Source organism: Paenibacillus prosopidis (assembly GCF_003337375.1).
Classification (GTDB): Bacteria; Bacillota; Bacilli; order Paenibacillales; family Paenibacillaceae; genus Pristimantibacillus; species Pristimantibacillus prosopidis.
In genome coordinates this window covers 128,567-149,477 of record NZ_QPJD01000011.1, presented here as the reverse complement: position 1 = coordinate 149,477, position 20,911 = coordinate 128,567, and the positions used below count along the sequence as shown (strand labels likewise).

The 20,911-nt window shown below is 49.8% G+C and carries 22 protein-coding genes and 1 riboswitch; all 22 genes read left to right on the top strand.

Annotated elements, in window-relative coordinates:
* Positions 1–85: 85 nt before the first annotated feature.
* On the top strand, positions 86–793 hold the full coding sequence (gene spoIIR, locus DFP97_RS18180; RefSeq protein ID WP_114381610.1) for a stage II sporulation protein R: 708 nt from the start codon (positions 86–88) through the stop codon (positions 791–793).
* Positions 794–931: 138 nt separating this feature from the next.
* Positions 932–1,993 carry an L-threonylcarbamoyladenylate synthase gene (locus DFP97_RS18175; protein WP_114381609.1) on the top strand — a complete coding sequence of 354 codons (1,062 nt, stop codon included), beginning with the start codon at positions 932–934 and terminating at the stop codon, positions 1,991–1,993.
* Between the two features lie 102 nt (positions 1,994–2,095).
* Positions 2,096–2,656, top strand: a complete 561-nt coding sequence (locus DFP97_RS18170) for a manganese efflux pump MntP (RefSeq protein WP_114381608.1) — start codon at positions 2,096–2,098, stop codon at positions 2,654–2,656.
* A gap of 235 nt (positions 2,657–2,891) precedes the next feature.
* On the top strand, positions 2,892–3,470 hold the full coding sequence (locus tag DFP97_RS18165; RefSeq protein WP_114381607.1) for a low molecular weight protein arginine phosphatase: 579 nt from the start codon (positions 2,892–2,894) through the stop codon (positions 3,468–3,470).
* Between the two features lie 69 nt (positions 3,471–3,539).
* A riboswitch (ZMP/ZTP riboswitch) is annotated at positions 3,540–3,621 on the top strand.
* A gap of 98 nt (positions 3,622–3,719) precedes the next feature.
* Positions 3,720–4,178 (top strand): ribose 5-phosphate isomerase B, encoded by a 459-nt coding sequence (rpiB, locus tag DFP97_RS18160; protein ID WP_114381606.1) that lies wholly within the window; start codon positions 3,720–3,722, stop codon positions 4,176–4,178.
* 17 nt (positions 4,179–4,195) lie between these two features.
* On the top strand, positions 4,196–4,801 hold the full coding sequence (locus tag DFP97_RS18155) for a TIGR01440 family protein (protein ID WP_245976361.1): 606 nt from the start codon (positions 4,196–4,198) through the stop codon (positions 4,799–4,801).
* Positions 4,802–4,885: 84 nt separating this feature from the next.
* Positions 4,886–6,133 (top strand): serine hydroxymethyltransferase, encoded by a 1,248-nt coding sequence (locus tag DFP97_RS18150; RefSeq protein ID WP_147275068.1) that lies wholly within the window; start codon positions 4,886–4,888, stop codon positions 6,131–6,133.
* 493 nt (positions 6,134–6,626) lie between these two features.
* Entirely contained in the window at positions 6,627–8,285 is a 1,659-nt protein-coding gene (locus tag DFP97_RS18145) for a peptide ABC transporter substrate-binding protein (protein WP_114381604.1), read from the top strand.
* A gap of 129 nt (positions 8,286–8,414) precedes the next feature.
* The gene (locus tag DFP97_RS18140) at positions 8,415–9,347 is read left to right on the top strand and encodes an ABC transporter permease (RefSeq protein WP_114381603.1); all 933 of its coding nucleotides are present in this window, start codon (positions 8,415–8,417) and stop codon (positions 9,345–9,347) included.
* Positions 9,348–9,350: 3 nt separating this feature from the next.
* Positions 9,351–10,274, top strand: coding sequence for an ABC transporter permease (locus DFP97_RS18135; protein WP_114381602.1), 924 nt, complete (start codon positions 9,351–9,353; stop codon positions 10,272–10,274).
* Positions 10,275–10,287: 13 nt separating this feature from the next.
* The gene (locus DFP97_RS18130) at positions 10,288–11,286 is read left to right on the top strand and encodes an ABC transporter ATP-binding protein (protein WP_114381601.1); all 999 of its coding nucleotides are present in this window, start codon (positions 10,288–10,290) and stop codon (positions 11,284–11,286) included.
* Positions 11,283–12,245: an ABC transporter ATP-binding protein gene (locus tag DFP97_RS18125; RefSeq protein ID WP_114381600.1), complete on the top strand. Its 963-nt coding sequence runs from the start codon at positions 11,283–11,285 to the stop codon at positions 12,243–12,245. The genes DFP97_RS18130 and DFP97_RS18125 overlap by 4 nt, the downstream gene beginning before the upstream one ends.
* A 250-nt stretch (positions 12,246–12,495) precedes the next feature.
* The gene (locus DFP97_RS18120) at positions 12,496–13,605 is read left to right on the top strand and encodes a glycine-rich domain-containing protein (protein WP_114381599.1); all 1,110 of its coding nucleotides are present in this window, start codon (positions 12,496–12,498) and stop codon (positions 13,603–13,605) included.
* A 722-nt stretch (positions 13,606–14,327) separates the two neighbouring features.
* Positions 14,328–14,957, top strand: a complete 630-nt coding sequence (gene upp / locus DFP97_RS18115) for a uracil phosphoribosyltransferase (protein ID WP_114381598.1) — start codon at positions 14,328–14,330, stop codon at positions 14,955–14,957.
* Between the two features lie 114 nt (positions 14,958–15,071).
* Positions 15,072–16,220: a non-hydrolyzing UDP-N-acetylglucosamine 2-epimerase gene (gene wecB / locus DFP97_RS18110; protein WP_114381597.1), complete on the top strand. Its 1,149-nt coding sequence runs from the start codon at positions 15,072–15,074 to the stop codon at positions 16,218–16,220.
* Positions 16,221–16,411: 191 nt separating this feature from the next.
* Positions 16,412–16,645: an AtpZ/AtpI family protein gene (locus DFP97_RS18105; RefSeq protein ID WP_114381596.1), complete on the top strand. Its 234-nt coding sequence runs from the start codon at positions 16,412–16,414 to the stop codon at positions 16,643–16,645.
* Positions 16,638–17,006: an ATP synthase subunit I gene (locus DFP97_RS18100; RefSeq protein ID WP_114381595.1), complete on the top strand. Its 369-nt coding sequence runs from the start codon at positions 16,638–16,640 to the stop codon at positions 17,004–17,006. The genes DFP97_RS18105 and DFP97_RS18100 overlap by 8 nt, the downstream gene beginning before the upstream one ends.
* A gap of 22 nt (positions 17,007–17,028) precedes the next feature.
* Positions 17,029–17,790: a F0F1 ATP synthase subunit A gene (atpB, locus tag DFP97_RS18095; RefSeq protein ID WP_114381594.1), complete on the top strand. Its 762-nt coding sequence runs from the start codon at positions 17,029–17,031 to the stop codon at positions 17,788–17,790.
* A gap of 88 nt (positions 17,791–17,878) precedes the next feature.
* On the top strand, positions 17,879–18,094 hold the full coding sequence (gene atpE / locus DFP97_RS18090; protein WP_091189914.1) for a F0F1 ATP synthase subunit C: 216 nt from the start codon (positions 17,879–17,881) through the stop codon (positions 18,092–18,094).
* An 89-nt stretch (positions 18,095–18,183) separates the two neighbouring features.
* A complete protein-coding gene (gene atpF, locus DFP97_RS18085; protein ID WP_114381593.1) occupies positions 18,184–18,666 on the top strand; it encodes a F0F1 ATP synthase subunit B in 483 nt (160 codons plus the stop codon).
* A complete protein-coding gene (locus DFP97_RS18080; RefSeq protein WP_114381592.1) occupies positions 18,663–19,202 on the top strand; it encodes a F0F1 ATP synthase subunit delta in 540 nt (179 codons plus the stop codon). The genes atpF and DFP97_RS18080 overlap by 4 nt, the downstream gene beginning before the upstream one ends.
* Before the next feature lie 25 nt (positions 19,203–19,227).
* On the top strand, positions 19,228–20,742 hold the full coding sequence (gene atpA / locus DFP97_RS18075) for a F0F1 ATP synthase subunit alpha (protein ID WP_114381591.1): 1,515 nt from the start codon (positions 19,228–19,230) through the stop codon (positions 20,740–20,742).
* Positions 20,743–20,911: the final 169 nt, after the last annotated feature.

Below are 20,911 nucleotides of genomic sequence, written 5' to 3'. Positions count from 1 at the left end.
GGAATAGCGGACATACTGACGGATAGATACGTTCCGGAACGCAAGCAGACGCACTGACGGGTGCGACGAGAGGAGCTTGTGTTGTATGTCCAGCCTTCATTCTTATCAATCCGTATCCCTTTCATCCAAATCTTTTCGCCCTTATAAATTTCCTTACCGCAAATCCTACGGTTTCATTATCTTTGCCCTGATTCTCCTTATTATGAGCTGGGAAGCCCAGCAGATGGATGCGGCAGTCGCAGGCGGCCAAATTCCGCAGGAAGCGATTCGCCTCCGTATTTTAGCAAATTCCGATAATCCCGCAGACCAAGTCGTAAAGCGCCTTGTCCGGGATGAGATCGTTAAAGCGATGAACGGCTGGGTTACCGGTCCTCAAACGATTGAGGAAGCGCGTCAGACGATCATCGCCAATATGCCGGAAATTGAACGGATTACGGCGGAGGTGCTGCGGAGCCGCGGCTTTGATTATTCGTCCTCTGCCGAGCTCGGTATGGTGCCATTTCCTACCAAAATGTACGGCAATCAAGTGTACCCGGCAGGCGATTATGAAGCGCTCCGTATTACGCTCGGAGAGGGCGGAGGTCAGAACTGGTGGTGCGTCCTGTTTCCGCCGCTCTGCTTTATCGACTCCGCATCGGGCGAAGCTTCGGCGGCATCGTCCACCGTTGCTGCGCAGGCTGACGCTGAGCAGGCTGACGCTGCGGCAGAGCAGGCAGCCGCGCCTGAAGCCAAGTTTTTCATCTGGGAAATGATTGAATCGTTGATTAACTGGATCAAGTCGTTGTTCTCCTAAGGGAACGGCTTTACCATGGAACGGCAACCGCGTCTTTTTACGAAGACGAGGCTGCCGTTTCTGCTCGTTTTCAGAAGCTTATGCTATAATAACGGATGATTGGATAATTAATTTTAAAGCAAGGATTGAATAATAGAGATGACGATTACAAAAGTATGGTGCGTCAATGAAGCTGAGAAGCAGCCGCTTCGTGCGCAGCTGCAGGAGGCGGCAAGCCTGCTCGGTGAAGGAGGGCTTGTTGCTTTTCCGACGGAGACCGTCTACGGGCTGGGTGCAGACGCAAGGAGCACGGCTGCCGTCGAGCGTATTTTTGCCGCAAAGGGCCGGCCATCTGACAACCCTCTGATCGTGCATATTGCGGATCGACGTCAATTGAATGAGCTGGTACTGCCTTATCCGCAGCTGGCTTCGGCGCTCATGGACCGTTTCTGGCCGGGGCCGCTCACGATCGTGCTGCCGGCCCGTCCCGGGGCGCTTTCGCCGCTCGTAACGGCGGGACTTCCGACTGTCGGGATACGGATACCCGACCACAAAGTAGCGATTGAGCTGCTTGAGCTTGCCGGTTGTCCGGTCGCTGCTCCAAGCGCTAACCGTTCAGGGAGACCGAGCCCGACGCTGGCGGAGCATGTGCTGGATGATCTGGATGGTCGGATCGATGGCGTGGTTGACGGCGGTGCGACCGGTGTAGGTCTGGAATCGACCGTAATTGAGCTGGACGGCGATCGTACCATCCGCATCTTGCGTCCAGGCGGCATTACGCGGGAGGAGCTTCAAACAGCGGCTCCTGATGCAGCGGTAGACAGCGCATCGGCAGATGAACCTGAAGCGGTCCCGCGCTCGCCCGGGATGAAATATACGCACTACGCGCCGCAAGGCGAGCTCCAGCTTGTTCAGGGCGCTCCCGGAGCTGTAATTGCGTATATACGAAGCCAGGTGGAAGCGGCGCAGCAGCGGGGCGAGGTGACAGGCGTACTCGCCTTCGAGGAGCGGTTCGCTGCGTACGAGGCGGATATTGTTGTTTCATGCGGCAGTGAATCGGAGCTGACTGATGCTGCGCATCGGTTGTACGCCGCACTGCGCAGGTTCGACGCAGCCGGCGCCCAGCGCATTTGGGCGGAGAGCTGCACCGAGCATGGAATTGGCGCGGCGCTAATGAACAGGATGGCAAAGGCTGCGGGTAACCGGATTATTTACGTATAAAATAGTGGGATGAAATAAGCTTGTCACAGTATATAGTATGTTTGTCCTCATGTCCGCATATGTTTGGTATAGAATACGGGCGGACATTGGGGGAGATAGGCTGTGGTCGATGTTCATTTACAAGTCGGGCAGCTCGTGACGCTGCTCATCATAGCGATAGCGCTCGGACTGGACGCTTTTTCGCTGGGACTCGGAATTGGCCTGAAAGGCATTCGTCTGCGCGATATTTTGAAGCTGGGCACCGTTATTGCGCTGTTTCATGTTGTGATGCCGCTGCTTGGCATGCTAACAGGACAATACGTAAGCGGTTTGCTCGGAGATGTGGCAACGACAGCGGCAGGTATACTGCTCGTGTTGCTTGGCGGACACATGATATATAGCTCGCTCCGGGGGGATGCGGTTCAATCATTCGATCACCGCTCTACATGGGGACTGACGGTGCTGGCACTCAGCGTGAGCATCGATTCCTTCTCGGTAGGCATTACGCTGGGCATGTTCGCAGCAAGCATCTGGCTTACCGTTTTGCTATTCGGTTTTTTTGGCGGTTGTATGTCGGTGCTTGGCTTGATGCTCGGCCGCAAAGTAAGCGGCAATCTCGGTGAATACGGCGAGGCTTGCGGCGGCGCGATTTTGTTTGTGTTCGGCATATTGTTTATTTTCTAAAATATAAGAAAGTATAAATCAGGACTTTATACGTTGCTTATATTTCACCGCACACCGTTTTTCGATGAGCCTGCTTCCAGACGGGCTCCAGAAAAGACGTAGCGAAACGAGCTTTTGCCGCCAAGGACGGCACAGAACCGAGCTGTTCATTAACACAGCTAGCGGTTCGTGCGTAGCGACAGCCGTTTACGCTTGAAAGCTGCGTTTTGACACGGAAGAAAAAGGAGTTGGCAGTGTGAAACGTATACTATTCATATGTACAGGCAATACTTGCCGGTCGCCGATGGCGGAGGCGATGCTGCGCCGGATGGCTTCAGAGAGGGGCATTACGGTAGCCGTTCGCTCGGCAGGCGTTTCTACGGTGGACGGGCTGCCGGTTTCTGCTCATGCAATCGAGACCCTGCGGCGGCGGGAAATTGATCATAAGAGCTCATCGCGGGCAATAACGGGTGAAGCGGTAAAGTGGGCCGATATTATTTTGACGATGACTTCCAGCCACAAACGGGGACTGCTGCAATGGTTTCCGGAAGCGGTAGATAAGACGTACACACTGAAGGAGTTCGCCTATCAGGATGCGCGTACGCTCGCGGATATCGAAGAGCTGGAGCAGCTCTACACGGAGCTGCATATGAAGCAGGCGCTGGGCCAGCAGCTGTCGTCCGGTGAGCGGAATAGGCTTTTAGAGCTGGAGCGGCGTATCCCAAGCTTCGATATTGTTGATCCTTTCGGAGGTTCGTTGTCTATCTACGACAGCTGCGCCAAAGAAATCGAGGATGCGCTTACGCGGCTGCTGGACAAGCTGACGAGGCGATAATTCCGCATTTTCCTCTTTGGTTACGGATTGATTTTTTGCAGCGAATCGGCTATTATAAAAACAACATATGGTTTCCGATGTAACTGGCGACGGAAGTGGGCTAACCACGGTGGAGCATCGGAATATACGGCCGGTCGCCTGGGCAAAGAGCAGCATGCTAATTAGCATGTCTTGCTCTTTTTTCGTCTTTTTCCGCAAAAATAGGTATACTAGCACTGTGATGTTTCATTCCGAAGGAGGTCTTTTACGTTGAAAATTGCTATTGGTGCTGATCATGGAGGCTATAGTTTGAAGGAAGTGGTTGTGCCGTTTCTTCAAACTCTTGGTCATGAAGTTGTAGACGTGGGCTGCACATGCGACCAATCGGTTGACTATCCTGATTATGCATTGCCCGTATGCGACCTTGTTACGAGCGGCAAAGCAGATCGCGGTATTCTGATTTGCGGAACAGGTATAGGCATGTCGATTGCGGCGAATAAGGTCAGAGGCATCCGCTGCGCTCTGGTGCATGATTTGTTCTCGGCTCAAGCTACACGTGATCATAATGATACGAATGTATTGGCGCTAGGTGAACGTATTATCGGCCCGGGGGTTGCCCAAGAAATTATTCGCATCTGGATCGAAACGCCGTTCTCCAAAGGTGAGCGTCATGTCGGACGCTTGAACAAAGTGAAGCAAATTGAGGAAAAATATGCCGGACAGTCCTAATAAGGAGGTCCATGCCGATGACCAAACATGAAGCTTCACAGCCAGAACTAATTGCTGCCCAAGTTGAGACGATCGTACGTGAGCTTGCCTCGGCAGGCAGGCTCACCATGAGTCAGCTGCTTGTAATCGGTGTAAGTACTAGCGAGGTGCTGGGGCATCGGATCGGAACGGCAGGAACAATAGAGACGGCAGCGCAAATTTATGCCGGAGTGGATGCCGTCCGAAGCGAGATTGGCTTCATCCCCGCGTTCCAGTGCTGCGAGCATTTAAACCGTGCGCTCGTTATAGAGCGTGCCGCTGCAGAACGTTTCGGGCTGGAAATAGTCGGTGCCGTTCCTGTTCCGAAGGCTGGCGGCTCGATGGCTGCATACGCTTATCGGCAGCTGGAGCAGCCCTGCTTAGTGGAATCCGTACAAGCGCATGCCGGCATCGATATCGGAGATACGTTCATCGGCATGCATCTGAAGCGGGTGGCCGTACCGGTGCGTCCGTCTATTCGCAGCATTGGCGGGGCGCATGTTACGATGGCTGTCACGAGACCGAAGCTGATAGGCGGGGCCCGTGCCGTCTACGAGCTCGAGACAAGCATTGCGCCTGAGCAGTCTGCCGGTACATGCGAGTAATGGTAATAGTTACGGTGCAAAAACGTTTGGATATCACGATCTATCAAATAAATTAGACCAACCACTTTGAGGAGGAAATTTATAATGGAAAATTTGCGTAAACAAGACCCGGAAGTTCTTCAGGCGCTCGGCCTTGAGCTGCAGCGTCAACGCGACAACATCGAATTGATCGCATCGGAAAACATCGTTAGCGAAGCGGTATTGGAAGCGATGGGATCGGTTCTTACGAACAAATATGCGGAAGGCTATCCAAGCAAGCGTTATTATGGCGGCTGTGAGCATGTTGATATCGTGGAAGACATCGCCCGCAACCGTGCGAAGGAGCTGTTTGGCGCTGAGCATGCTAACGTTCAGCCGCACTCCGGCGCACAAGCGAATATGGCTGTTTACCTGGCAGCCCTACAACCAGGTGATACGGTTCTCGGTATGAACCTGGCGCACGGCGGTCACTTGACGCACGGCAGCCCGGTTAACGCATCCGGCCTGCTTTATAACTTCGTTGCATACGGCGTGCAAGAGGATTCCTTTACAATCGATTACGAGGAAGTCCGCAAGCTTGCTTTCAAACACCGTCCTCGTATGATCGTGGCTGGCGCAAGTGCTTACCCGCGCATCATCGATTTCGAGAAGCTCGGCCAAATCGCCACTGACGTAGGCGCATTGTTCATGGTAGACATGGCGCATATCGCTGGTCTTGTAGCTGCAGGCCTGCACCCGAACCCGGTGCCGTACGCGCATTTCGTAACAACGACAACGCACAAGACGCTTCGCGGACCTCGCGGCGGTATGATCCTTTGCCGTCAGCCTTGGGCGGCAGCAATCGATAAAGCGGTATTCCCTGGCTCGCAGGGCGGTCCTTTGATGCACATTATCGCAGCGAAAGCAGTCGCTTTCGGAGAAGCGCTGCAGCCGGCTTTCAAAGCATACGCTGAGCAGGTGGTGAAAAACGCGAAGGTGCTTTCCGAAGAGCTCATTTCAAAAGGCATCAACATTGTTTCCGGCGGCACAGACAACCATCTGATGTTGATCGATACCCGTAACCTGAACATTACAGGTAAAGTTGCTGAGCACGTATTGGACGAAGTCGGAATTACCGTTAACAAAAATGCGATTCCATTTGATCCTACGAGCCCGTTCGTGACGTCCGGTATCCGCGTTGGTACGCCGGCAGCAACGGCTCGCGGCATGGATGAGAAAGCAATGAAGATTATTGCTGAAGTTATCGCGCTTGTGCTGGGTAATCCGCAGGATCAGGAAGTGCTTTCGAAAGCCCGCGGTATGGTTCGTGAATTGACGGCTCAATACCCGTTGTACCCTGGAATGACTTACTAATAGCTGAATAACGGTTCTAAAGACCTTTACTGCTGATTGTTTAATCAGCCGTAAGGGTCTTTTTTTTTAACATGACCTTTTTTATTATGCATAAAAATGCAGGAGGCCGTCACGAGAAAATTCACAAATGTAAAACCTATTATGAACAATTTTTCAAATAAAAAAAGTGCTTTTAAAGTAATTTTGAAATGGCAGATTGCTGAATGTAGCGCGGGTTTTGAGGTTTTTGTTGAAAAAAAGATCATGTCAGAATACTTAACATGAGAATTTTTGGATGATTGACAGATCTTTTATGACCGTTGTATAGTGTTTTGCGTAAATTGGATGTAAATTAATCGTAAATTTCGTAGTTTTTATAATTAAAAATTCAGTATTACTCATAAATATGCATTGATGATTATTCAATAATATGCATAAATATGAATATTTATACTTTATGCCGGTTTTTATGAATTAAACTATACTTATTAAGTAAAAATTGGGAGGGTATGTTATGAAAAAGTCTATTTTCACTTATTTAACACTGCTGGTTGTGCTTACGCTGGTGCTTGCCGGCTGTACGCCGAAAGAAAACAACGCCGGCGAGCCGAACAACGCTACTAACGGCGAACAAACGGTGGCCAAAGCATTCCGCATGAACCTGCATTCCGAGCCGTCCTCTCTTGATCCTGCACTAATGGAGGACAATGTTTCGGGTACGATTGCAACTGGCATTTATGAAGGCCTGACTCGTAATGACGAGAGCGGAAAAACCGTTGAAGGCATGGCTGAGAAATGGGAAGTGTCCGAGGATGGTAAGACGTACACGTTCACGATCCGCAAGGATGCGAAATGGAGCAATGGAGACCCGGTAACGGCTAATGACTTCGAATTCTCCTGGAAGCGTTCGTTGGATCCGGCTATGGGTTCCACTTATGCCTATCAGTTTTATTACATCGTTGGCGCGCAAGATTACAACGAAGAAAAAATCGCTAATGCTGACGGCGTCGGCGTGAAAGCAATCGATGCTCAAACGCTTGAAGTAAAGCTTGTAGCGCCTACTCCTTACTTCCTGAGCCTGACATCTTTCTATACGTATTTCCCTTCGCATCAATCAGTAAAGGATAACGAGGCTTGGGCTGCGGATGCAGCTACAATTATCGGTAACGGTCCTTTTAAGATGGGTGAGTGGCAGCATAACACATCTATTAAGCTTGTTCCTAACGAGCACTACTACGCGAAAGACCAAGTGAAATTCACAAGCATCGACTTCACGATGATCGCGGATTCCGCGACGGAGCTTGCGAACTATGAGACTGACGCTCTTGATTACACAGGTAAGCCGACAGGCGAGATTCCTGCGGAACAAATCCCAGTCCTTAAAGACTCCATGAAGGATGAGTTCTACCAAAAAGGTATCGCAAGCTCGTACTACTACATGTTCAACACGGAAGAAGTTCCGTTCAACAATGTAAAGGTTCGTAAAGCACTTGCGATGGCGATCGATCGTCAAGCGATCGTTGAGAGCGTGACGATGGCGGGTGAGATTCCTTCGTTCGGTTTCGTACCTCCCGGTATTATCGGCGTAAAAGAAGATTACCGTAACGAAGTGAAGGACGATTTCTTCACGGAAAACGTGGACGAAGCGAAAAAGCTGCTTGCAGAAGGGTTGGCGGAGCTTAAACTTACCGAATTCCCTAAAGTGACATTGACATTCAACACAAGCGATGGACACAAAAAAATCGCGGAAGCGATCGTTGAAATGTGGCGTCAAAATCTTGGCATCACGGTAGAAATCGAGAATCAAGAGTTCCCTGTTTTGCTCAAAAACCGTTCGTCGATGAACTATCAAGTACAACGCGCAGGCTGGGGAGCGGACTATAACGATCCAATGACTTATATGGACATGTTCGTTACGAAGGGCGGACAGAACAGCACTGGTTTCGCATCGCCTGAATACGATGCGCTTATCAAGAAGGCTTATGCCAGCGGCGACCAACAAGAACGTATCGATGCGATGAAAGAAGCAGAGGCCATTCTGATGGATCAAATGCCGATTATGCCGATCTACTACTACAGCAACGTTTATATGCTGAAACCTGGATTCAAGAACATCTTTTTGGATTACAAAGGCGATATTGACTACACAAGAGGTTACTACGAAGCGAAATAATCGTCATTCCAGCACCTGAAGCTAGGGATATATGCGGGGTGCCGCATATATCCCTTTCTTTTAGGATTATTCAGCACGTAATGCAGGCGGTTATCGTCTTGTTTAATATGTAAGGAGGTGTCCATTGCGTTGCTAAAATACGTGTCCAAAAAGTTTCTGTCCATGATCGCTTCGCTGTTCGTGCTTGCATCGGCCACCTTTTTTCTGATGAAAATTATACCGGGTGACCCGTTCATTCGGGAGAAAGCCATTCCCGAGAAGATTAGAGAGCATCTCTTCGCCATGTACGGTCTTGATCAGCCGTTATGGAAGCAATATCTGATGTATCTGAACAACTTGCTTCATGGAGACTTAGGTATGTCTATGAAGCAGCAATATATGTCTGTAACGAGAATCATTAAAGAAAGTTTTATATATTCCTTGCAAATCGGTATTTTTGCAATAATCTTGTCCCTTGCAGTCGGTTTAATATTAGGTATTATCGCGGCGCTTAATCACCGCAAATGGCTGGACAGCGCAACGATCATTATCGCTGTACTCGGGGTCTCTATCCCTAACTTTCTAGCGGCATCCATTTTGCAATATGTGCTGGGAAGCAAGCTTCGCTTGCTGGATGTATCTGGTCTTAACGATCCAACCGATTTTATTATGCCTGTGCTCGCGCTTTCCTTCCTGCCCGCGGCGTTCATAGCGCGTCTGACGCGTTCGACCATGCTGGAGGTACTGTCCGCGGACTATATTAAGACGGCTCGTTCGAAAGGCTTGAACGGTCGAGTCATACTGGTGCGCCATGCTCTTCGTAATGCGATTTTGCCAGTAGTCACTTATATCGGTCCGATGACGGCGAATATTATTACAGGATCCGTCGTGGTAGAGCAAATCTTCGGCATAGGCGGGATCGGGAAATATTTTGTACAAAGCATTACTAACCGTGACTATACGCTCATTATGGGGCTTACCTTATTCTACGGAATTATATTGATGGCTGCACGGTTCTTAACCGATGTCGCCTACGGTTTAGTTGATCCGCGCATTAAGCTTACCAAAGGAAAGGGGGGCTAAGGGGTGGAAGATAAACAACTGACGCCGGATCAATTCGCGAAGCTTAGCAAAGACGAGAAGCAAACGGATACGATTGTCCGGGAAAGCATATCCGCATGGAAAGATGCGTGGCTGAGGCTGCGTTCCAATAAAATTGCGATGGCCGGTTTAATCATTCTCGTTATTGTAGCCATTATGTCGATCATAGGTCCGATCATTTCGGCACATGATTTTCAAACGAACCATCTGAAAGAAAAAAATCTTGGCCCTTCCGTTACCTATTGGTTCGGTACGGATGATCTTGGACGGGACTTGTTTACCCGAACGTGGATGGGGACAGGCATATCCCTGCAGGTCGGCTTATATGCCGCGCTTGCCGACCTGGTGCTTGGCGTTATTATCGGCGGAATCATGGGGTACTTCGGCGGCCGCGTGGATGAAATCCTGAACAGAATCTGTGAAATCCTCTATTCGATTCCTAACATGCTCATCATTATTCTTCTTATCGTTATCATGGAGCCCAGCATGTTCACCATCGTTCTTGCGCTAAGCATAACCGGATGGATTAGCATGGCGTGGATTGTGCGGGGACAGATTATGCAGTTGAAAAATCAGGAATATGTTATGGCTGCTCAAGCTCTCGGCGCTAACGCGGTACGTATTCTGTTTAGGCATTTGATTCCTAACGCGATGGGCCCGATAATCGTCACGCTGACGCTGACGGTGCCAAGCGCGATCTTTGCGGAAGCGTTCCTCAGCTTCTTGGGTCTGGGTGTACAGTCCCCTGCAGCATCCTTGGGTACGATGATTAACGACGCAATCAAAGCCTGGACGCTTTACCCGTGGAGAATGATTTTCCCTGCGGCAGTAATAAGCATTACGATGCTTTGTTTTAATATTTTTGGCGACGGCCTGAGAGATGCGCTTGATCCGAAAATGAAGAAGTAGGAGGTGGACAATGATGGAGAAGCTGCTTGAAGTCAATAACCTTCGTGTCAATTTCAAAGTTCACGGCGGCATTGTTAAGGCGGTGCGCGGCGTTAATTTTCATGTTAATAAAGGCGAAGCGGTGGCGATTGTAGGAGAGTCTGGCTGCGGCAAGAGTGTAACCGCGCAATCGCTTATGCGTTTGATTCCGACGCCTCCTGCGGAGACGAGCGGTTCGATCAATTTCAAAGGGAAAGAAATCCTGAAAATGTCGAACAGCGAAATGGAAGGTATCCGCGGCAAAGAGATGGGGATGATCTTTCAGGATCCAATGACATCGCTTAATCCTACGCTAACGATTGGGCGTCAGATTACGGAAGGGCTTATGAAACATCAGGGGATGTCTAGCGAGGCTGCGCGTGACCGCGCGATCGAAATGCTGACTCTCGTTGGCATTCCGAACCCCGCATCCCGCGTTAATCAATACCCGCATCAGTTTTCCGGTGGTATGCGTCAACGCGCTATGATCGCCATTGCGCTCGCGTGCAATCCGTCGCTGCTAATCGCGGACGAACCGACAACGGCGCTCGACGTTACCATCCAGGCGCAAATCATGCGCGTCATGAAAGATTTGCAGCATAAGCTGGGTACTTCTATCATTCTCATCACGCATGATTTGGGCGTTGTGGCGGATATGTGCGACCGCGTTATCGTCATGTATGCAGGTAAAGTGGTGGAAACAGGGACGAAATGGGAAATATTCAAAAATCCGAAGCATCCGTATACAAGAGGCTTGCTTCGTTCCGTGCCGCGTCTGGACCAAAAGAAGGACGAGCCTTTGGTCCCCATTTTTGGCATGCCGCCTGATTTAATTAAACCGCCGGCGGGCTGCAGCTTCTGCTCCCGCTGTGATGAAGCAATGAGAGTATGCCTAGACAATGATCCTGCACTGCTTGCGGTGGAGGGCAGCGAATCACATGCATCAGCTTGCTGGCTGGCACATCCGTATGCGAACAGGGGTGTGTCGGTATGAGTGGACCGCTAGTTGAGGTTAGCAATCTTAAAAAGTTTTTCAATCTGGGGGGAGGCAGCATACTCCAGGCTGTTAACGACATAAGCTTTTCGATAAACAGAGGCGAAACCGTTGGCGTGGTGGGCGAATCCGGCTGCGGCAAGTCGACGGCGGGCCGTACGTTAATGCGTTTGTACGAACCGACAAGCGGCGGAGTTACCTTTGACGGACAAGATATTCACAAGCTGAAGGGCTCTAAGTTAAAAGCACTGCGCCGCGATATGCAAATGATATTTCAAGATCCTTATGCTTCGCTTAATCCGCGAATGACCGTGATGGACATTATTGGAGAAGCGATCGATATTCATAAGCTGGCGGGAAGCCGCTCCGAACGTAAGAGAAAGGTGGAAGGGCTTCTTGACCTTGTCGGGCTTAATCCTGATCATGCGACGCGCTATCCCCATGAATTTTCCGGCGGTCAGCGGCAGCGGATCGGTATCGCCCGGGCGCTGGCGGTTGATCCACGCTTCATTATTGCTGACGAGCCGATCTCTGCTCTGGACGTATCGATACAAGCTCAAGTCGTAAATCTGATGCAGGATTTGCAGCGTAAAATGGGCTTAACCTACTTGTTCATTGCGCATGATTTGTCAATGGTCAAGCATATAAGCGACCGTGTGGCGGTTATGTATCTTGGTAAAATCGTCGAGCTGGCTGAGAGCAGCGAGCTTTACGCAAGTCCTGCTCACCCGTATACACGGGCGCTGCTGTCGGCCATTCCGATTCCGGATCCTGAAGTCGAAGAGTCGCGTGAACGCATCGTGTTGACTGGCGACCTTCCCAGTCCGATCAATCCGCCGACTGGCTGCCAATTCCACACGCGCTGCCCGATTGCAACGAACCAGTGCAAGGTAGACGAGCCGGCGCTGCGCGAAGTGAGGAAAGGGCATTTTGCCGCATGTCACTACGCATCTGTGTAACTGACTAGGTCGTGCCGCAGCACAAAGCTGCGGCACGGCTTTTTTTGTAATCATACTTTGCCTTTCATACATTATCCCTCTAACGCGTACTTCTCCAATTGCGATTTGAACGAAAACTGACTTTTATCCAGATAATTCCAACATAGCTTGTCAGCCGATTGGACCACGAAAGGCTCCTGTACTCGAATAGATCGTATATCACGTAAATGTGTTAATATATGGGTAAGATAAAACGATTTAGGAGGGTGCTATGCTTGAATATATTGCAATTTTTATTTTTGCGGCAGCTATCTTCATTATTGTAACGGCTATTGCGAAGTCGAAAGACAATAATCGCCGGTCATACCCGAGTGGAAGCAGCGGGCGGTCCTATGGCAGAACGAATGCTTTTGCGCCGTGGCCGGATGCGGAGATCCCTTCTGCGCTGGGCGTACCTTACGGCCATCCGGCGAGAACGGCCGCTGAACGTCTGGAGTCGGCGCTTGGCCTTGATTTTGAGAGCCGGGTGAAGGATCGGGTGTTGAAGGAATATCCGAAAATGACCGACAAGGAATGGGCTTGGACTTGGTTTGAACTGAAGCGTTATTTTCTGATGTGCGGCATTATGCGCGGCGTTCCGATGTACAGCAGACAGGTTGACGCGGTTTGGCACGAGATGCTGATGTTTACGCGGGAGTATGAGCAATTTTGTACACGCTATTGCGGTGAGATGATTCATCATGCGCCGCATGCGGCGGGCGTTCAGCCGCTGCCTGACGAGCGGGCTTGGTTTGATTGGGTATATGGCGAGCTGTTCGCGCAGGCGCCGGCCAGCGGCAGATTGTGGGGAGCGTTCTTCCGGACCCGATTGTCGGAGCAAAAGCTTGAAGAGCTTGCGGACTGGAATGAATCGCAGCTGCGGGACCGATGGTTTAATATAAAAGCAGCAGCGCATTATGCTGACCTAAGCGATACGGTCAATTATTTAATTGACCGAGCCAAATCTCAGCTTGTCGAAGCGCTGCGTAAGGAAAAGCCTATCCGTAGAGATGCTCACTCTTCCAATAGCCCCGGTTATGATCCTGCTCTCGGAGCTACAGGCATGCTTTCCGGTATGCTCATCTACCATTCGATTGCAAGTCCGGATAATTTCACGCAGCAAATGGACCAGGAGCAAAACGAAGAGGAGCGCAAAGCAAACGGGAGCGGCGATTCGACTTACGCCTGCAGCGGTTCCTCTGATGATGGAAGAGATCATTCCGGCGGAGACGAAGGCGGCTCGGGCGGGGGCTCAGGCGGCGATTCCTCTTGCGGAAGCGGCGGCGGAGACAGCGGCGGTGGCGGTTCATCCTGCGGTGGGGGCGGCTGCGGTAGCAGCTAGAGCGCATGAGATCAAATGTGTACGGCTGGCACTTCTATGAAAATGATAAGGCAGGCACCTGAGCTATGCTGGATCAATGCAGTAACTTTAGGCTTTTGTACCTCTGCGTGTGCTTTATAATGGATTTTCCAAAATAAAACACCTGTAGAACGTTCAATTTCCTCGAAAGTACCGATTTTAGCTGATTTTACTGTACGAAAGAGACTATCGATTTATTGAGAACTGTTTTGAAGTGAACGGAAGCATGCAGAGAATGTATGTGGTTTTTCGAATACATTTACAGGATCAGGGCTCAAATCGTGTTTTATGTATGAAATTTCGAACAGATTCAATTGATTCGATGGATTGCCGCACATTATGTATGATTTTTCGCATACAATTTTGTGGTCTCCAGCAGATTTTCGAAGTTATGAACAGTTAATCGATAGTCTCCGAAATCCAACATGGCACAGCTCGTGAACAAACTTCTGCTCCTATCCTGTACGGAATCTAATGTAGCCTACTAGTTCTCCTGAATGTGCGTAGGTCCAATATAGCTATCCACTATAGCTATTAAAACAACATAAGTCCTGCTATTAACCAAAAGCTTGCGCCTTCCTTCAACGGAAGGGTGAGCCTTTTTGTTAAGATGCAAAACTCAAGATGCAACAGTCAGTTTACAATGCTATAATATACGGGATTGTGTCCATGCCTACAACAACAAACGGGAGGAATATCGCTCCATGAGCAAACTAATCATTTGCGACCATCCGTTAATTCAGCATAAGCTGACTTTTATTCGGGATAAAGAGACGAATACGAAAGATTTTCGGGAATTGGTTGATGAAGTCGCTACATTAATGTCATACGAGATTACAAGGGAAATTCCGCTTGATACGATTAGGGTGCAGACGCCGGTAGCGGAAACGGATTCGAAGGTCGTATCCGGGAGAATGCTGGGGCTGGTTCCTATTTTGCGGGCCGGTCTCGGAATGGTGGACGGCATATTGAAGCTGATCCCATCCGCTAAGGTTGGTCATATCGGCCTAGCGCGCGATCATGAAACGCTCCAGCCGAAGGAATATTATATTAATTTGCCTACGGATGCTCCGAATCGGATGCTGATCGTCATCGATCCGATGCTGGCAACGGGAGGCTCGGCGATCGCGGCTATTAATTCATTGAAGCAACGGGATTGCGATCAAATTAAGCTTATGTGCCTTATCGCTGCCCCTGAGGGAGTCAAGGCGGTACAGGATGCGCATCCGGATGTCGATATTTATATCGCAGCCTTGGATGAGCGTCTGAACGAAAAAGGGTATATCGTTCCTGGCCTAGGAGACGCCGGCGACCGGATGTTCGGAACCAATTAGAGCAGAGCAGCGCGAATTTACCGCATTAGTGTGGCGATTAAGTAACCTTAAACGCGGTTATTCATCATCGGATTTCTTCGAAAGTGGTTTATCTTATAATAGGAGTGGAATGTTTTGTCTAAACTGAAAGTAATGACAATTTTCGGCACACGTCCGGAAGCGGTCAAAATGGCGCCGCTTGTGCTTGAACTGCAAAAGCGCGAGGACGAAATCGAATCGATCGTATGCGTAACAGCGCAGCATCGTCAGATGCTGGACCAAGTGCTTGATTTCTTCGAAATACAACCGAACTACGATTTGAATGTAATGAAGGACCGTCAGACGCTAACCGAGACGACTGTCCGCGTGTTGGAAGGGCTTGATCCCGTGCTTACGCAAGCGAAGCCGGACATCGTGCTCGTGCACGGCGATACGCAGACGACTTTTCTGGCAAGCTATGCATCGTTCCTGAAGCAAATTCAAGTAGGTCACGTTGAGGCGGGGCTTCGTACTTGGAATAAGCTCTCTCCGTATCCGGAGGAAATGAATCGGCAGCTTGCCGGCGTGCTCTCAGATGTGCATTTTGCCCCGACGGAATGGTCGGCGAACAATTTACGCAAAGAGAATAAGCCGGATGCTGCCATTTATGTGACTGGCAATACCGCTACTGACGTATTCCAATATACCGTGGACGAATCGTTCTCGCATCCTGTTATTGATTGGGCGAAGGGCAAGCGGATGATTTTGATGACGGCCCACCGCCGTGAAGCGCTCGGCGAGCCGCACCGCAACATTTTCCGCGCGGTTAAACGGATTGCGGACGAGCATGAGGATGTCGTCATCGTGTATGCGGTACACCCGAATCCGGCAGTAAGAGAGCCTGCTAATGAGATTCTCGGCGATCACCCGCGCATTCGGTTGATTGAACCGCTCGATGTGTTCGAATTCCACAATTTTTACCCGCATGCTTACATGATTATGACGGATTCCGGCGGATTGCAGGAGGAAGCTCCTTCGTTCGGCGTACCGACGCTCGTGCTTCGCGATACGACGGAACGTCCGGAAGGCATCGAAGCCGGCACGCTTGAGCTGGTTGGTACGGATGAGGAGCAGGTTTACAGCCGCGCACGCGCGCTGCTGAATGATACCCAGCTGTACGGCCGCATGAGCCAGGCGGCAAATCCTTATGGCGACGGACGTGCTTCGGAACGGATTGTAGACGCTATTTTGCATCATTTTGGAAGACTGGAGCAGCGTCCGGATTCGTTCACACAACGTTCATAGTTTGGCCTAAGTACAAAGCCTGCCGCGCGAATGTACAGCATACAGTAGTACTGTACGGTTTTCGCGGCTCGCAACACCATATAAATCAAGGGTTTTGCATGTTTAGTTCACTAAATGTTTGCAGTTATATCAATTGACAAACCTTACGCCGCTTCGATAAAATAAATGAGGATTGACAGGGGTATGAGCCTATGAGCAAAAAGAGCAGAAGGGACAATCCGCTGTTCGCCGCCGGACTCGTCGGCGCACTCGGAATTCAAGTCACTATTTGTATCTTATTAGGTTACTGGATCGGGTCATACTTGGACGGACGCATTGGCACCGGAAAGGGATGGACGATCGGAGGCATACTGGTTGGTCTGGCTGTCGGACTACTCTCAGCCATTCTGCTTGTTAAGAAGGTTATGGAGGAAGCCGATGGATAAAATAATGAAGACGGCAGTAAGAGCGCTTTTTTATGCGATGGCGGTTTGCCTGATTGTATGGGCTTTCCTTCCCGAATGGCGCACGGTGTCTCTCGGCCTTCTTCTGGGATTGGCAGCAAGTTCCATGAATGCGTTTTTACTGAGAAGAAGAGTGGAAATGGTCACCTTAGGAGCAGCGGGGCTGGGACCGGTAAGGCGTGGTCTGGGGCTTGGAAGCCGCATCGCGACAGTGCTGCTGGTTGCTATGCTTGCCTATCGTTTTCCTGAGAAATTCAGCATGCCGGCTGCTTTAATCGGCTGCATGGTCATGCCATTTATTCTTCTGGCAGCAGCTTATATCCACAATAAACGACAATCTTAGCGGAAAGGGGTGAAAATTTTACATGCATGAATTTCCGGTGCTGCCACTAGGGCCGCTTAATATCGAGCTATCGACTTTGATCGCGATTACGGTTTCAGTTATTGTTACGTTTCTAATAGCAAAGCTGGCTGTTCGCAACTTGTCGGTAGAAAACCCTTCTAAGATGCAAAACTTTCTGGAATGGGTCGTTGATTTCGTACATGGTCTAATCTCGAGTGCGATGCCGCTGAACCGTGTTAAACCTTTTTTATCGTTAGGTATGACGCTCATTATGTTTATCTTTATCTCGAATTTACTCGGCCTGCCTTTCGGTATCGTGACAGAAACGCATCACGCTTACGAATCGATCGGCATTACAGAGGAAATGCTGGAGGAAAAAGGTGGACATCTCGAGATCGCATGGTGGAAATCGCCGACTGCAGATATTTCGGTTACTGCCGGGTTAGCGCTTATCGTATTCGTAATCGTCCATTTCCTAGGTCTGAAGCAAAATACGAAGCACTACCTGAAGCATTATTTTCAACCGTATCCCGTTTTCTTGCCGATTAACTTAATCGAGACGATTTCCAAGCCGGTAACGCTTGCTCTCCGGTTGTTCGCGAACATATACGCGGGCGAGGTACTTATCGCGACAATTCTGATGCTGGGTTGGATCGGTACGCCGTTCCTAATCGCTTGGCAGGGATTCAGTATTTTCGTAGGGGCAATTCAGGCTTTCTTGTTCACAATGCTTACGATGGTGTATATCTCGCAAGCAGCGGTTCATGATGAGGATCATCACTAGGTTAGCGCTTTATCCCTTGGGCTAATTCAAGCTCAGGGTTTGGTTATAAACAAACAAAAAACAACAATTATCGAGGAGGATTTACAAAATGGAAATTTTGGCAGCAGCATTGGCAGTAGGTTTGGGCGCCGTAGGCGCAGGCGTAGGTAACGGTATGATCGTTAGTAAAACAGTTGAGGGTATCGCTCGTCAGCCTGAGCTTCAAGGTAAATTGCAAACAACAATGTTTATCGGTGTAGGTATCGTCGAAGTTGTGCCTATCATCGGCGTAGTTATCGGTTTCTTGGCGTTCTTCAGCGCTTAATTAAACATTCAGAATTGGCGGGGAAGGCCTAGCCCTCTTCGCCTTCGTTATGATTAAGACAATACTGTGGTGAGAAAGGAGTGGCATCTATGTCATGGCATTGGGAATCGACAGTAATAGCTATGGTTGCATTCGGCGTTTTATACTGGCTGCTAAGTAAATATGCGTTTGGCCCGTTATTTGATGTAATGGAAAAGCGCAGACAGCTTGTTCTCGAACAAATGAATACAGCTGAAAGCAGCCGCAAAGCGGCTGAGCAGCAAATGGAAGATCAGAAAGCGGCACTCCAGCAAGCTCGCAAAGAAGCATACGAAATTATCGAGCAAGCGAGAACGACAAGCTCGAAGCAAGCGGATGATATTGTCCAAACTGCGAAAACAGAAGCATCCCGTCTGAAAGATGACGCGCTCAAAGATATTGAAAGCGAGAAAAATAAAGCGATCGCAGCACTTCGTTCTGAAGTTGGCGGCATTTCTGTTAAAATCGCTTCGAAAATCATTGAAAAGCAAGTCGACGAGAAATCTCAGGAGCAGTTGGTTGATCAATACCTGAAAGAGGTAGGAAGCAAATGAGCCGCGATACGGTCGTAGCGAAGCGCTACGCTAAAGCATTGTTCGAGCTTGCTTCCGCTCAGCAAATCGTTTCGGAAGTTGAAGCTCAGCTGAAGCTAATCGTCGAGACGCTTGAACAGGATCAAGAGATTCAAAAGTTTCTTTCTTTACCGAGCATCGATTCGGAAAACAAAATTGCCGTTCTTAAAGCAGCATTCGGCGATAGAGTATCTGCCCTCGTGCTTAATACGTTACAATTGCTTGTTTCCCGCAGACGTCATCAAGCTATCGCTGATGTATATGAAGCATACACGAAGATTGCGGGAGATTCGCTGGGCCAGGCGCATGCAACGGTTTATTCCGCCAAAGCGCTGTCCGATGAGGAGCTTGCCGGTGTGGCAGCCCATTTCGGACAATTGGTAGGAAAAACTATTCTTGCTGAGCAAATTGTAGAGCCTGCCTTGCTCGGCGGCGTACAAGTACGCATCGGCGATCGTCTTTATGACGGCAGCCTGTCCGGCAAGCTGGATCGTTTACAAAAATCGTTTAAAATCTAATGCACTGTAGATAGGGGTGAACGAATTGAGTATCAGACCTGATGAAATCAGCACGCTGATTAAACAACAGATCGAACAATATAAATCCGAAATTCAAGTCGTAGACGTCGGCACCGTAATCAACGTCGGTGACGGTATCGCCCGCGTACACGGCCTTGAAAATGCGATGCAGGGCGAATTGCTCGAATTCGCTAACGGTGTTGTTGGTATGGCCTTGAACCTTGAGGAAAGCAACGTCGGTGTCGTTATCCTAGGACCTTACACAGAAATCCGTGAAGGCGACCAGGTTAAACGTACGGGCCGCATCATGGAAGTGCCTGTCGGCGAAGAGCTTCTTGGCCGCGTAGTTAATCCGCTTGGTCAACCGCTTGACGGCAAAGGACCAATCAACACAACACAAACCCGTGCGATTGAATCCCCGGCGCCAGGCGTTATCGACCGTAAATCGGTTCATGAGCCAATGCAAACGGGCATTAAAGCAATCGACGCAATGGTACCGGTAGGACGCGGACAACGTGAGCTTATCATCGGTGACCGTCAAACAGGTAAAACAGCAATCGCAATCGATGCGATCATTAACCAAAAAGGCAACGGCGTAAAATGTATTTACGTTGCGGTTGGCCAAAAGCAATCCACAGTTGCTAACGTTGTTGAAACTCTCCGCCGCCACGGCGCGCTTGAGTACACAATCGTCGTTACAGCTGGTGCTTCTGAGCCGGCTCCATTGCTCTTCCTGGCTCCTTATGCAGGCTGCTCGATGGGTGAGTACTTCATGTATAAAGGCGAGCACGTTCTCGTTATTTATGACGACTTGTCGAAACAAGCGGCAGCATACCGTGAGCTTTCGCTCTTGCTCCGCCGTCCACCGGGTCGGGAAGCTTACCCAGGTGACGTATTCTACCTGCACTCCCGTTTGCTGGAGCGTGCAGCGAAGCTTAGCGATGCAAGAGGCGGCGGTTCATTGACTGCCCTGCCATTCATCGAGACGCAAGCATCCGACGTTTCGGCATACATTCCAACGAATGTTATCTCGATCACAGACGGTCAAATCTTCCTTGAGGCAGATCTTTTCTACGCAGGTCAACGTCCGGCCGTTAACGTCGGTATCTCCGTATCCCGTGTAGGCGGTTCCGCTCAAATTAAAGCGATGAAGAAGGTAGCTGGTACGCTCCGTCTTGACCTTGCGGCTTACCGTGAGCTTCAAGCGTTCTCGCAATTCGGCTCCGACCTCGACAAATCGACGCTTGCCCGCCTTAACCGCGGTGCTCGCACGATGGAAATCCTGAAGCAAGGCGTTAACCAGCCAATGCCGGTTGAGAAGCAAGTTATCTCAATCTACTCCGCGGTTAAAGGTCATTTGGATGAGATTCCTGTTGCGGACATTCTTCGTTTCGAGAAAGAATTCCTTGCGTTCCTGGATTCGAACCATCCGGAAATCGGACAATCGATCCGCGATACGAAGGACCTTGTTGCTGACAACGAGAAAGCTCTCGTTGATGCAATCAACAAATTCAAGAAAAGCTTTGCTGTATCGGCTTAAGAATAAATAGCCAAAGCCCGTGTATTTCAATCCGGGCTTAGGCTCCTTACTCCTACCAACACCAGGCCATAAGAGCTCTGTTTATAACTTGCATTGAAGTATGGACGGAGAACGGGACTGTTGCCGGAGAGTTTACGAGCCGCTTCTTGAAGCTGAATATTACCCTTAT

Bases quoted from the DNA above. Each gene is read 5' to 3' on its own strand.
- DFP97_RS18105 (WP_114381596.1), top strand. From the start codon at position 16,412: ATGAGCAAAAAGAGCAGAAGGGACAATCCGCTGTTCGCCGCCGGACTC.
- DFP97_RS18150 (WP_147275068.1), top strand. From the start codon at position 4,886: ATGGAAAATTTGCGTAAACAAGACCCGGAAGTTCTTCAGGCGCTCGGC.
- spoIIR (WP_114381610.1), top strand. From the start codon at position 86: ATGTCCAGCCTTCATTCTTATCAATCCGTATCCCTTTCATCCAAATCT.
- DFP97_RS18145 (WP_114381604.1), top strand. From the start codon at position 6,627: ATGAAAAAGTCTATTTTCACTTATTTAACACTGCTGGTTGTGCTTACG.
- DFP97_RS18120 (WP_114381599.1), top strand. From the start codon at position 12,496: ATGCTTGAATATATTGCAATTTTTATTTTTGCGGCAGCTATCTTCATT.
- atpB (WP_114381594.1), top strand. From the start codon at position 17,029: ATGCATGAATTTCCGGTGCTGCCACTAGGGCCGCTTAATATCGAGCTA.
- DFP97_RS18080 (WP_114381592.1), top strand. From the start codon at position 18,663: ATGAGCCGCGATACGGTCGTAGCGAAGCGCTACGCTAAAGCATTGTTC.
- DFP97_RS18130 (WP_114381601.1), top strand. From the start codon at position 10,288: ATGGAGAAGCTGCTTGAAGTCAATAACCTTCGTGTCAATTTCAAAGTT.
- atpF (WP_114381593.1), top strand. From the start codon at position 18,184: ATGTCATGGCATTGGGAATCGACAGTAATAGCTATGGTTGCATTCGGC.
- atpE (WP_091189914.1), top strand. From the start codon at position 17,879: ATGGAAATTTTGGCAGCAGCATTGGCAGTAGGTTTGGGCGCCGTAGGC.
- DFP97_RS18125 (WP_114381600.1), top strand. From the start codon at position 11,283: ATGAGTGGACCGCTAGTTGAGGTTAGCAATCTTAAAAAGTTTTTCAAT.
- DFP97_RS18100 (WP_114381595.1), top strand. From the start codon at position 16,638: ATGGATAAAATAATGAAGACGGCAGTAAGAGCGCTTTTTTATGCGATG.
- upp (WP_114381598.1), top strand. From the start codon at position 14,328: ATGAGCAAACTAATCATTTGCGACCATCCGTTAATTCAGCATAAGCTG.
- DFP97_RS18175 (WP_114381609.1), top strand. From the start codon at position 932: ATGACGATTACAAAAGTATGGTGCGTCAATGAAGCTGAGAAGCAGCCG.
- DFP97_RS18155 (WP_245976361.1), top strand. From the start codon at position 4,196: ATGACCAAACATGAAGCTTCACAGCCAGAACTAATTGCTGCCCAAGTT.